At 51.1% G+C, this 14,106-nt stretch carries 10 protein-coding genes; 6 read left to right on the top strand and 4 right to left on the bottom strand.

The window, feature by feature from the left end:
- Window positions 1–31 precede the first annotated feature (31 nt).
- The 4 genes from ABFZ83_RS08630 (at window position 32) to ABFZ83_RS08615 (ending at window position 7,718) form a co-directional block, all read left to right on the top strand.
- Complete coding sequence (locus tag ABFZ83_RS08630; RefSeq protein WP_411816143.1) at window positions 32–1,237, top strand: glycosyltransferase family 2 protein; 1,206 nt, start codon at window positions 32–34, stop codon at window positions 1,235–1,237.
- The gene (locus ABFZ83_RS08625) at window positions 1,230–2,210 is read left to right on the top strand and encodes a glycosyltransferase (RefSeq protein WP_411816142.1); all 981 of its coding nucleotides are present in this window, start codon (window positions 1,230–1,232) and stop codon (window positions 2,208–2,210) included. Before ABFZ83_RS08630 ends, ABFZ83_RS08625 begins: the two co-directional genes overlap by 8 nt.
- 10 nt (window positions 2,211–2,220) lie before the next feature.
- Entirely contained in the window at window positions 2,221–4,347 is a 2,127-nt protein-coding gene (locus ABFZ83_RS08620; protein ID WP_411816141.1) for an NAD-dependent epimerase/dehydratase family protein, read from the top strand.
- Window positions 4,348–4,739: 392 nt separating this feature from the next.
- On the top strand, window positions 4,740–7,718 hold the full coding sequence (locus ABFZ83_RS08615) for an Ig-like domain-containing protein (RefSeq protein WP_411816140.1): 2,979 nt from the start codon (window positions 4,740–4,742) through the stop codon (window positions 7,716–7,718).
- Here the strand turns inward: ABFZ83_RS08615 and queG are convergent.
- Both queG and ABFZ83_RS08605 read right to left on the bottom strand, forming a co-directional pair.
- Window positions 7,715–8,830 (bottom strand): tRNA epoxyqueuosine(34) reductase QueG, encoded by a 1,116-nt coding sequence (queG, locus tag ABFZ83_RS08610; RefSeq protein ID WP_411816139.1) that lies wholly within the window; start codon window positions 8,828–8,830, stop codon window positions 7,715–7,717. The two genes, ABFZ83_RS08615 and queG, sit on opposite strands and share 4 nt — an antisense overlap.
- A gap of 9 nt (window positions 8,831–8,839) precedes the next feature.
- Window positions 8,840–9,523, bottom strand: a complete 684-nt coding sequence (locus ABFZ83_RS08605; RefSeq protein WP_411816138.1) for a glutathione S-transferase family protein — start codon at window positions 9,521–9,523, stop codon at window positions 8,840–8,842.
- Between the two features lie 175 nt (window positions 9,524–9,698).
- On the opposite strand from ABFZ83_RS08605, the gene ABFZ83_RS08600 reads away from it, so the two are divergent.
- Window positions 9,699–11,333: a hypothetical protein gene (locus ABFZ83_RS08600; RefSeq protein WP_411816137.1), complete on the top strand. Its 1,635-nt coding sequence runs from the start codon at window positions 9,699–9,701 to the stop codon at window positions 11,331–11,333.
- On the opposite strand, the gene cysQ is transcribed toward ABFZ83_RS08600, so the two are convergent.
- Entirely contained in the window at window positions 11,330–12,145 is an 816-nt protein-coding gene (gene cysQ / locus ABFZ83_RS08595; RefSeq protein WP_411816136.1) for a 3'(2'),5'-bisphosphate nucleotidase CysQ, read from the bottom strand. The two genes, ABFZ83_RS08600 and cysQ, sit on opposite strands and share 4 nt — an antisense overlap.
- 76 nt (window positions 12,146–12,221) lie before the next feature.
- Entirely contained in the window at window positions 12,222–12,446 is a 225-nt protein-coding gene (locus tag ABFZ83_RS08590; protein ID WP_411816135.1) for a hypothetical protein, read from the bottom strand.
- A 152-nt stretch (window positions 12,447–12,598) separates the two neighbouring features.
- Here ABFZ83_RS08590 and ABFZ83_RS08585 point away from each other — a divergent pair, with 152 nt between their 5' ends.
- On the top strand, window positions 12,599–14,059 hold the full coding sequence (locus ABFZ83_RS08585; protein ID WP_411816134.1) for an undecaprenyl-phosphate glucose phosphotransferase: 1,461 nt from the start codon (window positions 12,599–12,601) through the stop codon (window positions 14,057–14,059).
- The last annotated feature ends 47 nt before the right edge of the window (window positions 14,060–14,106 follow it).

The following is a 14,106-nucleotide window of genomic DNA, read 5'->3' as shown; positions in this document are numbered from 1 at the left end:
GCTATTAAAAGCCAATCGATTGGAACGCGGCATGAGCTTTCTCATCTTTGTCATTGCGTTTGGGCTGGCCATTCTCGGCCTCGCGGCTGCGGTGTTTCTTGCGCTCGAGACATTGGCCGCTCTATTGCCCGGCAAATCCAACGCTGTCGATGCGGAACCCGGTCCTGCAGCAATTGTGATTCCCGCTCATAACGAAGCGACTACGATTGGTCCAACCCTTGAGAATGTAAAAGCGCAGTCGGCCAAGAACGACACAATTTTAGTTGTTGCAGATAATTGCACGGACAATACTGCGGAAATCGCGCGATTACACGGTGCAGATGTCATTGAACGGACGGACAAGGATAATCGCGGCAAGGGGTTTGCCCTTCAGTTCGCGCTTGACCATTTGCGTGCATCGCCACCAGATTTCGTTGTGTTTATGGACGCGGACTGCCTGTTCGAAGATGGCGCGCTTGCAAGAATTATTGCCTTGGCTTCGAGTAGTGACCGGCCAGCGCAAGCTATCTATTTGATGAAAGCACCGGAAGGCGCGAGCCCGCGCCTTATGGTGGCGGAATTTGCATGGTCATTCATCAATAACGTCCGTATGCGTGGATTACAGCGACTTTTTAATGTAACGCGGTTCACCGGAGCCGGGTTGGCGGTTCCGTGGGACCAAATCTCCGACGTAAATCTTGGCAGCAGCGAAATCGTTGAAGATTTGTCCCTTACCTTTGATTTGGCACGTAACGGCCATCCGCCTTTACTTGCACATGACGCAATTGTCGAAAGTGAGTTCCCGTCAGATGAAGAGGCGCTGACCCGCCAGTCAGCACGCTGGTCCATAGGGTCACTACAGTATTCGGCGCGAAAAGGTATATCGACGGTAATTGAGGGGCTTGCTTCGTCCAAACCGGTATTGGTCGGCGCGGCACTCGATTTAATGATCCCGCCACTGACGATATTCGTCGCATCTCTATGTGTCGTGGCGTCGATTGCATTGATAGCATGGCCACTGGGCGCGGGGAGTTTGCCATTCTTCCTTTCGGTTTGGGCTTTAATATTGACAGCCGGATCGATATTCGTCGGTTGGTTGCGATTTGGGCGCGAAGCGCTGCCGCCTGCGGCAATGGGCGGGGTTTTCCAGTTTCTGATTTCAAAACTCGCAGTATTTGGTGAAAAAGGGCGGCAAAGCGCGAAACAATGGACCCCCACACGAAACAATGCCGGTGAGGACGAACGCGAAAATGAATGATGCAGCCAAAATTGGCATCGTCGCAATCGGAAGAAATGAAGGGGAGCGATTTAAAGCTTGCCTGAAATCACTTATCGGTTCGTCGTCACGGATTGTATATGTGGATTCCGGATCGACGGACGGTAGCGTCGAATTCGCCCAGAAACACGGTGCGGCGGTCGTTGAACTGAGTGCTGAGATCGCGTTTACCGCATCCCGCGCCCGCAACGCTGGCTTCGCACTGCTTCGGGAAAAATGGCCCGATACTGAATTCGTGATGTTCATAGATGGCGATTGCGTCCTGTCCGGTGATTTTATCGATGCAGCATTATCAAAAATGATTGCGGCACCGCATCTTGGTATCGTTACTGGCCGTTGCCGCGAGCGATATCCCGACGCGACAATTTATAACCGGCTCTGTGAAGTCGAATGGAACGGTCCCCTCGGCGAGATTGACGCCTGCGGCGGCATATTTGTCGTACGGACGCGCGCCTTTGAAGAAGTCGATGGTTTCAATCCGGCGATTATCGCCGCAGAAGACGATGATTTCTGCATTCGCGTTCGAGAGCTTGGTTATCTGATCATTCGTATTGATACTGATATGTGTTTTCATGATGCGGATATCCATCGATTTTCCCAGTGGTGGCGCAGAATGGTGCGTGCGGGGCATGCATATGCGCAATTGAGTGAAATCCATGACGGATATTTTGCCGGTCAGCGCCGACGCGCCTGGCTATGGGGGCTGATATTGCCATCATTGGCATTAATTGGCGTACCGTTTTCAAGCGGATTGAGCCTCCTAATTTTTCTTCTTTATCCACTTTCATTTATCCGCACCCGTCAGGGGTTGATAAAAGCAGGAAACAAAAATCAACACGCGACCTTGGCCGCGGTGTTCTTGACGCTCTCGAAATTTCCGAATCTGAAAGGAATGATCGAGTATCGGATAAAGAAATTGAAGAGCCGAGAAATCGGCATAGTTGAATATAAATGATCGGTTAACCATGCAAAAAAAACCAATTAGAGCCGCACTTCTTGGAGCGGGTTACATTTCGAGTTGGCATGGAAATGTATTGCGCAAATTGCCTGGGGTAGAAATCACTGCGGTTTGTGACCTCTCACGAAATGCCGCGCAGCAATTAGCCGATCAATATGGCGCGCCGCATGTTTTTACATCGCTTGACGATTTGTTGGCCGCTAATGTGGCTGATTGTGTTCATGTACTGACGCCGCCTGACCATCATAAGGCGGCGACTGAGCAGATACTCAATGCTGGCATTGCCGCATTCGTTGAAAAACCATTCGCGACCAGCGCTGATGATTGTAGAGAGCTTCATAGTCTTTCTACGGATAAAAAAGTAGCGCTCGGTGTCAATCATAATTTTCTGATGTTGCCGTCATATGATCGGCTCAAGCGGGATATTAAAAACGGCACTATTGGCCCAATAGATACGATCGAGATCAATTGGCAATTCCCACTCACGCCGCTTCGGTCAGGGCCATTTAACCTTTGGATGCTGCGTAAACCCGAGTATTTATTGCTCGAATTGGGGCCGCACTTATTCTCATTTATCGCCGATCTATTCGGCGAGTTGAAGAATGTCGAAGTTTCGCTTCGTAACCCAATCGAAATTCCAGGCGGGATAACCCATCATCAGACATGGCAAGTTACGGGGGAAGCCAATAATGCGGCTGTAACAATTAATCTCTCTCTTGTTGAAGGGCATGATAACCGAAGCCTTCGTGTTAGGGGGATCGGAGCAGTCGCGCATTACGATTTTGGCGAGGACACCTATAGATTAGAGCGCGCATCATTGAATGATATCGTTGTAGCACCACTGTCTCGGCAATTCTCTTTGGCGGGACAGTCCTTGGTGGCTGGGCTAGGAAACGCGTTTCGGCAACTTAAATCACTCAATGCTTTGGCACCTTACGGACTTTCTATTCACCGGGCCATTGAGAGTTTTTACGCCTCTCTAGCCACTGGGGATGCAGTCGATAATCGTTTGTCCGCGGATTTAGCGGCGAGAACGATTGAGCTGATTGAAAACACCACCAAAGTTGCCACGCCGCAATTTATTCCGGTAAAGCAGCCCGAAAGCCGTGATGCAAAGCCGTCTAGAAACGAAACCATGCTCGTGATAGGCGGCACTGGTTTTATTGGCCGAGCCTTATGTCATGCTCTCGCGGATGAGGGGTATGACGTGCGCGTATTTTCGCGAGGAAGCGGCAGTGGGTTTGAGCGCAATGATAGCCGCATATCCGTTTTTACTGGTAATCTGAAATCAGATGATGATCTGACATCGGCGATGAATGGGGTGAGTGGCGTTTATCATCTTGCCAAAGCTACCGAGTCGACATGGGAAGGTTATTTAGAAAACGATGTGGCGGTTACGAGCCGGATCGGCGAGGCGTGTATTGCGGCGAAGGTCAGACGGCTTGTTTATACAGGGACAATCGATTCCTATGATGCGTCACGGCCCGACCGACCGATCACGGAAGACACACCATTTGATCAAGACCTCGAACGGCGAAACCTCTATGCGCGCTCAAAAGCCGCCTGTGAGGCCGAGCTAAAGAAGCTTGAACAGTCCAAGGGATTGCCGTTGGTCATCGTCCGTCCCGGCATCGTAATTGGTAAGGGGGGACCCTTGCAGCATTGGGGTATTGCGATGTGGCGCGGTGCGACGGCATGCAAGTTGTGGGGCGACGGGCGTAATATAATGCCTTTTGTCCTTGTAGATGATGTCGCCGATGGTCTGGTCGCTTCTATGCAGGCAGAGAACGCTTTGGGTAAGTCATTCAATTTGATTGGCGATCCTATGCTTAGTGGACGGGATTACTTTAACGCTGTGGGCGAAGCATCGGGCGTTGCCATGCGCGCGCAGCCGACACCAATCTGGCAATACTACGTGGTGGATGTCGTAAAATATTGGCTCAAGCGGGTTCTCGCCAAACGAAGCGGGCTCACAAAACCCAGTCTTCGTGATTGGAAATCACGTGCGCAGTTGTCACCGTTTAAAAATGGCTATGCAAAACAGGAACTTGATTGGCACCCAGAAGCCGACCGTCAACAGTTCATCAAACGTGGTATCGTAGATGCCAATTTGTTTGGTCTGAATAAAGAGTAAACGCAATCCGAATGGTTAACGGTACGATCCAAATTGGTTGACCGCTGGTTTATTAATTGGATCAATTGCAATATTTTTGATGTGAAATCGCAATATTAAATCTAATTCATTTAAATCTGTAGACTGAAAAAAGTACCTATTAGGAACAATTCTATCGATCCACTAAATTAAGCTTTTGCTCTGCGCGAATACCCTCGCAGCAATTCAAACGCGTGTTGCGTAACTGCGGGATTGCAAAGATGAGTATAGAGTTTGGTTCTTCGAGAGATTGTGCCGAAATTGATTTTAGCGCTCTCATCGAAGCTTCACAGCGCGGCCAATTACCAAATGCAATCCGGGCGAACTCGCGTTCCAAAAAGCGAAATGTTAAAAAACGGGCAACTCAGGCGAGTATGATTGCGCCGCTTCTTGCGGTTGAAGGGTGTTTTACTATTGGCGGTAAGGGCGATCCGGTGGCTAGCGCACCTGGCCCTGAACCAGTAACGCCTACCACGCCGCCACCTTCGTCATCAGTTGGTAGCCCGGCACCAAGCACACCAAGTTCCATTGAAGCGCGGGACGACGAGAATTTTCGTTTAGAGGTCGACGCCACGGTCCATATCGCGGTTAATGATCTGTTAGCAAATGATGACCTTCCAGCTGGCGGCGCGGAGCTCGTTCGCGTGTTTGGCGCAGCAAATGGTACGGTTATGATTCATAACGGTGTAATCATGTTTACGCCGGATGCCGGTTATGAAGGCATGGCTTCATTCCGATACGAAATTCGCGATAGCGAGGGCAATATAAGCGAAGCGAGCGTATCGCTGCATGTCGCCCACGATCATGATCAAGGTGATCATAGCGGCCACGACGGTCACGATATGCCAGGAATGGGGGATGGCGGCCATGTTCATCCCGATGATCCATCGATGGCCAGCGAACATATGGCGATGATGAACCTTGTACCCGTTAGCGAGGCGACGCATGTAGCGGTTAGGGATGGTTCATGGTTCGACCCATCAACTTGGGCTGGTGGAGAGGTTCCCGGGAATGGCGCAAAAGTTGTCATTCCAGAGGGGGTATCCGTTGATTATGACGGACAAAGTGCTGCGTCCTTATTTACCGTTAGAGTAGATGGACAGCTGGACTTCGCGACGGATCAAGACACTTTTATGGAAGTGGATACTTTTGTCGTCGCACCCAGCGGGACATTGACGATTGGTACTGCGGACAATCCCGTCGCAGCGAACATTGAGACAGTAATTCAGTTTGCGGATAATGGACCTATTGATGTTTCATGGGATCCGCAATTGCTATCGCGCGGACTTTTAAGTCACGGCCAAATTGAAGTGCATGGGGCGGAAAAGACGACATTCTTAAAAGTCGCAACTGATCCGATGGCCGGAGATACATCGATAATTTTGGAATCGCCGGCTGAGGGGTGGAAAGTCGGTGATCGCTTGGTGCTCACTGGTACACATCTTACTCATAGTGAAGAAGTGGCACCAGAAGTTCCACGTGATGATACAACAGAAGACGAAGAACTGGTCATTACGCGTATTGAAGGGAATACAATCTATTTCGATACACCACTACAATTCGATCATGATTCGCCGCGAGATGATTTGAAGGCGTATGTCGCAAATTATACGCGCAACATTCGCTTCGAGACAGAGAATTTCGAAGATCTTCCGGTGCATCAGCGCGGCCATGTCATGCTCATGCATTCTGATAAAATCGACATCCGCTACGCAGAATTTTCGGAGCTTGGGCGTACGGATAAATCAGTACGCGCGGTGGATATTGCCGATGTTGAGAATGTGCAATCCGATACGAATGCCAAAGCGCGGTATTCGCTCCACCTACACCGGGTTGGCGTAGATGATCCGGATGATCCCGCCATGTTGGTTGGTAATTCTGTATGGGGCTCGCCAGGATGGGGCTATGTCCATCATGATTCCAATGCCATATTAGCGGATAACGCGGCCTATGACGTTTATGGCGCGGCATTCGTCGCTGAAACAGGCAATGAAATAGGCCGTTGGGTTGGCAATATCGCCATTAAGTCGATCGGCAATGGCGGTGGCGCGAAATGGCACGAGGACGTACAGGCTTTCGATTTAGGCCGGACCGGTGCAGGCTTTTGGTTCCAAGGCCGCCTTGTCGATGCGGTTGACAATGTTGCCGCTGGCGTGCCGGGCGGCGAGGGGTTTGTCTGGATGTCGCGGGGCGGCGGCGTAATCAAAGTTGATCCGTCAACGGCAGATTGGTCGGAGAGCCTTCGTTATGTTGACGAAGCCTTTGCCAACTATCCGGTGATTTCTCAATTCCAAGGTAATGAAGCGATTGCGGTTGGCGTTGGGCTTGAGGTCATTAAGGCGGGCCCGGAACAGCAGCATGATGTAAGATCTATGATCGAGCAGTTTACTGCTTGGGAAGTGCGAACGGGTATCCATCTGCAATATACCGCCCATTACACCTTAGCGGATATTGATGTTGTTGCGACTGATGGTTCAGGTGGAGCAGACCCTGCGCGATATGGGATTGAGTATGGCCCGAATACGATCGATATGGTCATTAACGGGGCAAATATTGAAGGATTTCCGACCGGTTTCTATGCGAGTCGGAATGCAATCAATCTGAATTATCCGTTTGATGATGATTGGGCATATGTCTTTATCGATGTGAATATCGATGGGGCGACAACCGATTATAGTAACCCGCATAGTTCTGATGTATTTTTGACCGGCGACCAGTTGGTTTCGGGGCGTCTTTCCTATGATTCCGATCTTGGTGATGTGACTTGGATCGCGCCACCTGAACACCATACATATGTTGATGTTACTGGAACGAAAACCGATTCAATTGGTGAAACGGTTGTCTCGCCAAGTTGGGACCCGATTCGTCACGATTATTTCACGGTCCGGAACGCGCTGGTCGAAGAGGGATATTGGACGCTTCCCGATGGCACAAAAGTAACCGCGATAGATCAGTATTTTGCAGACCGGGTGACCGGCGCGGTCGACAAGGTTTCGATTTTCGTAGAGTGGGAACGAGACTTCAGCGATGTCGATGGCGTCCCGAAATATAACGGCGTGCTAGATTTGAGTGACAATTCCGCAGCGGTAGCGCGAACCGATTTTGGTACGGTGTCTAGTGGCGGATATATCGACATTGATGTCTTGGCGAACGACTACGATCCGGATGGTGGCGAAATCAATATCGATGGATTGTGCCCACCGACGAATGGGCAGGTTTTTATCAATGAAGACGGTACAGTTCGTTATATTGCTGATCCGAATTTTACCGGCAATGATGCGTTTATGTATTGGCTGGAAGATGAAAATGGCAATTTCGAAAAAGGCCTCGTCAACGTGACGGTTGAAGCCTAAACCGGGTTCGCATTCCATTCGGCTAAGACGGACGCGTCAGTTTCTGTTGAGGCGAACTGATTTTTGGCGTCTGAAAATTCATCAATCGACAATTGCGACAAAGCCCAGATAGCTGCGCCACGTACAATCGGGCATTCGTCAGACAAGCATTGTTGAACCTGACCAATCAATGATAAATCGCCGCTGTTACCAATCGCAATCAAGACATTTCGAATAAACCTGTTGCGCCCCGTACGTTTGATAGGTGATCCCGAAAAAAGCGCACGGAATTGACTATCATCGAGTGTTACTAGCTTTTTCAATGCCGGGCTTCTGAGCTCGTCTCTGGCGTGAAAGGCCTGTTGCGAGGCTGTACTGGCAAACTTGTTCCATGGACAAACTGCAAGACAGTCATCACAGCCATAGATCCGATTACCCATTTGCTTCCGGAATTCGACGGGGATTGGGCCCGGATGTTCAATGGTGAGGTATGAAATACACCGCCGTGCATCGAGTTGATAAGGGGCCGGAAAGGCGTTGGTCGGACAGATATCCAGACAATTTTGGCACGATCCGCAATGGTCAGTTTCTGGTGTATCTGAAGGCAGGTCGATTGCCATGAAAATGGCCCCGAGAAAAAGCCAAGATCCAAATTCACGCGAGACGAGGTTTGTATGTTTGCCCTGCCAACCAACGCCGGCGCGGGCCGCGAGTGGTTTCTCCATGACCGGCGCAGTGTCGACAAACACTTTAAGCTCTGTACCCGTTTCATCGACAATGTGTCGCGCGAGACGTTTCAGTCGTTTTTTCACTAGGTCGTGATAGTCGCGGTTTTGTGCGTATACTGATATCGTGCCGTTTGATTTTCGGGCAATGGCATCAAACGGATCATTGTCAGGTCCGTAATTCATGCCCAGCATGATTACGCTTTTTGCCTCTGGCCATAAGGTTTGCGGATGCGCGCGCTGGTCCGCTCGGTCCTCAATCCAGCTCATCGTGCCGTGACGCCCAAGCGAAATGAAATGCATTAATCGATCGCGCAGCGTGGTGGGTACGGATGCAGAGGTAAACCCCACAGCATCGAACCCAGCTTCCTTTGCCGCCGCACGAATTTTTTGCGAAAGGGTATCCATTATGATGGCCTAAAAATCGGGATTATCGTAATGCGCCGGCGGCGGCAGGCCCTCTATTCGGTCACGCAATATCGTCCGCATACTGGGGCGAGATTTAAGCCGCGCATACCAGTCTTTGACAGCCGGAAATTTTTCCCAAGGGACAAGGTCGATATAATCAAGCGCCGATAATTGTGCAGCGGCGGCAAAATCAGCAATCGTCAATCGTTCGCAAGCCAGCCAATGTCTTTGATCAAGGAGCCAGGCGGCGTAGTCGAGATGCCAGACAAGAGCCTCGCCACCGTGTTTCAGTTTTTCGTAGTCGGGTTGGCCGAGGCGCATCAATCGCTTGTGCACGCGTTCTCTTAAGGTGAAGTCCGAAACTTCATTATCAAATTTATCGAGAAACCATGCTGAAATTCGCCGCGCTTCCGCACGCGCCGCGGAGGTTGAAGGAAGAAGAGGGGCGTTCGAATAGGCTTCATCAAGATATTCAATAATCGTACTGGCGGGCGAGATTGCGATTTCACCGCCTGTCGGGGGCTCATCGATCAATACCGGTATAGTGCCCGCTGGGTTTACCGCAGTGATTGATCCCTCTTCGTCGTCCCAAGGGCGTTTTTCGACTAATTCGATCGGCAAGCCTTTTTCAGCAAGAATTAACCGGATCATCCGCGAGGCGGGATCGAGGGGCATATGAAATAGGGTTCGCATGGCCTGAGACCATAGCAGCGCTGCGGATCAAGCAAAGACGAAAACCGCATTTTACCCCGGTTTCGGGGAGAAATTTATGGTCTGACCGGCCTATCGGCACTCGGTTTGCAATGTCCTCATCAAAGTCAAATGCCGCAGGCAGATTTGGCACGAAAAAGTGGTGAGGTTGTCCCAAATGAATACGCATCATAACGCCGAAACGACCGATCTTCCTTGGCGTAAGGATGCCCCAAAAGCCCGCCGCGCTGCGATGGAGCTTTATTCATGGCGAGAACCCGGCTGGGTTTTCATGATCGCTATTGCAGGCGCGCTTTTATTTGTGGGGCTCGCAGTTCTGTCGCCAGCATTGCTAAGCCTTATGCCGCCCGTCGATTTGATCGCTCCTATAGCGGAGGCTCGGGCGGTGATGTCCGGCGAAGCGGGGCTGGCCGATCATGAAGCGCCCTTATATTTACTGCTACTAATAGGAGCAGATGTTTTTGTTGATGCGCCTGGACGAGTACATTTGATCGCTAAAGCGCTCGGCGCAGTGCTTATTTTCTATCCCCTCGCATTTCTTTCCTCTTCACGCTTTCCAGCGATCTTTGCGGCGGTTTTAACAATCGCCTATTCCGCTTTTGTAGTTTCCCCCTTCGCTGGAATTGAAGAGATCGGTCTTGCGTTACTCCTCGTGGCGGCACTTTCCTTTGTGTCGGTCTCCGCGGATGAATCGCTTTCCCGGGCCCGTATTGAAGGCGCTATTGGTGGTTCATGTCTTTATGGTCTGTGGTTGGTTAATCCGGCATTTGCGCTTGTAGGCTTTGCCGTGCTTTCAGTATGTCCGTTCCTGACAGGGCGGTATGGCCTTTGGCGTTATGTCTCTGCGCTCGCAGCTTTTGTAATTTTGGCAATATTCTTTGAACTGATTGCATTCGGTATCAATTTAGAGCGTGCGGCACTTGCTTCGAGTTCAATCAGTTTGCCTATGTTGTTTGGCGGTAGCGAGAGCGGGATAGGTCTTGGTGGCGCTGCATATGCCGCGATATTGGTGATTTTCGTCAGCGCCATCTTTGGCGGTCATGCTCACCGAAAGAATTGGATGGCCGCATTTGTCATTTTGATTGCGGGATTATTTGCGGCGCGCGTAACCGGCGCGAACGCAATGCCGGTTTTTGGGCTCGCAGCGGGTCTGGCATGTTTTTCGGTGGCATCGCCATTTTACGATGGTCTGTTCAAAGCGCATGACCGGGCAAGCGTGTCCGTGGCATTGATTTCTGCGGCGCTTGCATTGTTCTGGACATTTTCGATTATCATTCATTCGATAGGGCAGTTTTCGCTGCAGCACCAAGTAACTGCGAAAGCGCCGGAGAATATCCGCGCAGAACTGGCACTCGTTCAGCCGGGCGGCCCGACAATCGCAAAATGGGTAGAAGAGGGGCGTTTCTCTACACCAGAAGCGCGGGAGTTTTTTGCGCTAACCCCTGTTGATCAGTCTGCAATGCTATTGGAAGCGGCGAGCCGAGCGCGTCAATTAACGGCCGCTGGCGTTGATATTGCATTTCTTACGGGCGCGGATACCGCTTGCGTACTCGCGGAAAGTCGCAATTGCCGTGCGGATGGGACAGCCGCAGCTAACGCTGCGAATGTCGTCTTTGTGCCACGGCTGGATATGGATCCGAAAACGGCGGCCGCGAAGGGAAAAGCGGAAGTGCTCTTATATACACAGTTTAAAATGATAGAGCGTACGGCGCTTTGGGAAATCTGGGTTCGCCGAGACGCTGTGGTTCCCGCAAAGCTCTTTAAAATATCCGATGCGGGAATGTACCGTTAGCGCTTTCCCCAAGCGATGAAATGTGGGTTATCGTAGCCGCGTGCCTTTTTGCCGTAACGCAGTGCGTTGTCCTCCGGGTGGCAAATCACACTGCCGCCGGCGGCCTCCAGAACCGCTTGGCCCGCCGCGGTATCCCACTCCATCGTACGGCCAAAGCGTGGATAAATATCGGCCTTACCTTCCGCTAGCAGGCAAAATTTCAATGAAGACCCTGCCGCAGTGAAATCGCTTACGTTGAGATTGCTCAAATATTCGTCGGTTTCAGGGGACCGGTGCGAACGGCTGGCGACCGCCACCAATCCGGCATTATCGACCTCGCGAGCCGTGATATCAGTGCGATCCCCTAAATTCCCGTCTTGATTAGTTGCCGCTTTCCAGGCACCCGCAGGAGTTCCCATGAATAGCGTATTGATCGCTGGTGCGTAGACGACGCCCAAAACCGGTTTCCCATGTTCTATGAGCGCAATATTGACGGTGAATTCGCCGGTTTTGTTCACAAATTCCCGGGTTCCGTCGAGCGGATCAACCAGAAAGAATTGGGTGCCCAAATCATCGGGGATGTTCCCGTCTGCGGCGCTTTCTTCGGCCAAAATAGGAATATTAGGCGCGTTGTTTTTCAGGCCTGCTAGGATAATTTCTTCACCCAGCCGGTCGGCCTCAGTTACTGGAGAGGCGTCGGCCTTGGTGTCCGAGGTAAATTCCTGATGGTAAATTTCCATCGCCGCACTGCCAGCTTTGAGGGCAAGATCGATTAAAACAGCGCTCAGGCTATCGGCTGCGGTCGGGTTTTCGGCGTAATAGATTTTGCTCATCCCACAGCCATGAATTGACCGGCTCGGAAAGGCAATAATTTTTTTGCCGCGGCGTGACGAAATTGTTTCTGAGATGTTAACGGAAAGCGATGATTGTGAAAGCTGCGGATTGTTTAGGCGTTATGCCCACAATGGGTATTATTTCCTGAATGATCCAACCGTCATCTGCGAGCTGATTTAGCCTGACCTGAAGGGCCGCAGCGGCTGCGCGTCCATAGTCCCGCTCGTCGGCAAAAAGGCCCAGAGGGCGGATTTTCGCGTCCCGCCAACTCACGTGAAACGTGGTAAATTGTTTCGACATGGTACAAGTAACCCTTTTGACGTAAATTAGCCCTATTCCTTATGTAAATATATTCAAGGTTTGGGCCGGGTTATTTCAATATTTTCACTTAGCGTGAAAGTTCGCAAATTATAGTATTGCCCGGGACGCGAGAGTGAAGGATAAGCGCCATTATGGCGGAGCCGGGTATCAATACAAAATTGGACAGTTTTTCTACGGATGGTGTAAATCGGCGTAGCCCCATTGCGCGGGCACTGATCGGTGATGTTCTGCAATTCATCGACTTTATTGTCGTGATTTTCACCTCTGTACTTGTTGCATTTATATATCACCGTTTCACGCTTGGAACGGAGTTTGACTTTCAGCAATATGCTGCTGCCGGAATAATGGGCGCGACGGCGGTTACGGCGCTCATGCGGCGCGATGGCTATTACGAATATGACGTGATCGCGACATCGGAATTTGCGGTAAGGGCGGTTGTTTCGCGTTGGGCGCTGACGCTTTTGGGGCTGCTGGCTTTCGGCTTCGCATTAAAGATTTCTGATAATTTTTCTCGGGTTTGGCTCGCGGCTTGGTCGGTCACGGCGTTGACCAGTGTTATTTCCATTCGCCTTGTCGCCGGGGTTTGTGTTCGTCGATTAAGTCGCGATGGCGGCGTGTTTGCGCGCCGGATTGCGATTGTTGGTGCGACATCGCTAGGCAAAAAATTCGCCGATCAGGCAGTTACTTCGCCGACCGGAATTTCAATAGTTGGCATCTATGATTCCGGGCTCAGTGATTCCGGCGATACAAATCGCTCCAGCATTAAAGGTGACCTCGACGATTTGGCGGTCGCCGCACGTAATGGAGAAATCGACGATATTGTTATCGCTGTGCCGCGTGCCGCTCCTGAGGATATGGGCAGACTGATCCGTCGGCTTTCAATTTTGCCGGTATCCATTGCAATTTGCCCGAATATACATTGGCTTGACCATCTGGGCGGTGCGGTCAGCGAAGTGGGCGGTGTGCGTGTCTTATCGCTCTATCGTCGTCCGCTGGATGGCTGGGGCGGCATTCTCAAGACCGTTGAAGACTATGTGTTTGGATTGATCGCGCTCATTCTCCTTGCGCCGATCATGTTGGTGATTGCAATTGCGATCAAAGTCCAGGGGAAGGGGCCCATTTTATTTGCTCAAAAGCGGCATGGATTTAACAATGCTGTATTCAAGGTCTATAAGTTCCGCACAATGACTGTTGCTGAGGACGGCGAAACGGTAACCCAGGCCAAAGTAGGCGATTCTCGCATTACGCCCTTGGGCGGATTTCTGCGCCGATATAGCCTTGATGAATTACCCCAGATTTTCAATGTCATCCGGGGGGAGATGTCATTAGTTGGGCCCCGCCCGCACGCATTGGCGCACAATCACCAATATGCTCAGGCGATCGAGAATTATTCAGGCCGCCACAAGGTGAAACCCGGAATTACCGGATGGGCGCAGGTCAATGGATTCCGAGGTGAGACCTCCGAAAATGAGCAAATGGCGGACCGCGTACGCTACGATCTCGCTTACATTGACAACTGGTCACTTTGGTTTGACGCAAAAATCTTGATTCTAACCATCAAGGCGGTAGTTTTTCCGACAAACGCCGTTTAAGAGGCAGGCAACAAGGGTGAGGGCTGTCGTTTGCCTTATCCATGAAG

Origin of the sequence: Hyphococcus formosus (assembly GCF_046736345.1) — a bacterium.
In the GTDB taxonomy this organism is placed as follows: Bacteria; Pseudomonadota; Alphaproteobacteria; order Caulobacterales; family Parvularculaceae; genus Hyphococcus; species Hyphococcus formosus.
This window is presented reverse-complemented; position numbering and strand designations above follow the sequence as displayed.

Excerpts from the sequence above, each read along its gene's own strand:
- queG (WP_411816139.1), bottom strand. The coding sequence starts at position 8,830 with ATGGATACCCTTTCGCAAAAAATTCGTGCGGCGGCAAAGGAAGCTGGG.
- ABFZ83_RS08620 (WP_411816141.1), top strand. The coding sequence starts at position 2,221 with ATGCAAAAAAAACCAATTAGAGCCGCACTTCTTGGAGCGGGTTACATT.
- ABFZ83_RS08585 (WP_411816134.1), top strand. The coding sequence starts at position 12,599 with ATGGCGGAGCCGGGTATCAATACAAAATTGGACAGTTTTTCTACGGAT.
- ABFZ83_RS08615 (WP_411816140.1), top strand. The coding sequence starts at position 4,740 with ATGATTGCGCCGCTTCTTGCGGTTGAAGGGTGTTTTACTATTGGCGGT.
- cysQ (WP_411816136.1), bottom strand. The coding sequence starts at position 12,145 with ATGAGCAAAATCTATTACGCCGAAAACCCGACCGCAGCCGATAGCCTG.
- ABFZ83_RS08625 (WP_411816142.1), top strand. The coding sequence starts at position 1,230 with ATGAATGATGCAGCCAAAATTGGCATCGTCGCAATCGGAAGAAATGAA.
- ABFZ83_RS08605 (WP_411816138.1), bottom strand. The coding sequence starts at position 9,523 with ATGCGAACCCTATTTCATATGCCCCTCGATCCCGCCTCGCGGATGATC.
- ABFZ83_RS08630 (WP_411816143.1), top strand. The coding sequence starts at position 32 with ATGAGCTTTCTCATCTTTGTCATTGCGTTTGGGCTGGCCATTCTCGGC.
- ABFZ83_RS08590 (WP_411816135.1), bottom strand. The coding sequence starts at position 12,446 with ATGTCGAAACAATTTACCACGTTTCACGTGAGTTGGCGGGACGCGAAA.
- ABFZ83_RS08600 (WP_411816137.1), top strand. The coding sequence starts at position 9,699 with ATGAATACGCATCATAACGCCGAAACGACCGATCTTCCTTGGCGTAAG.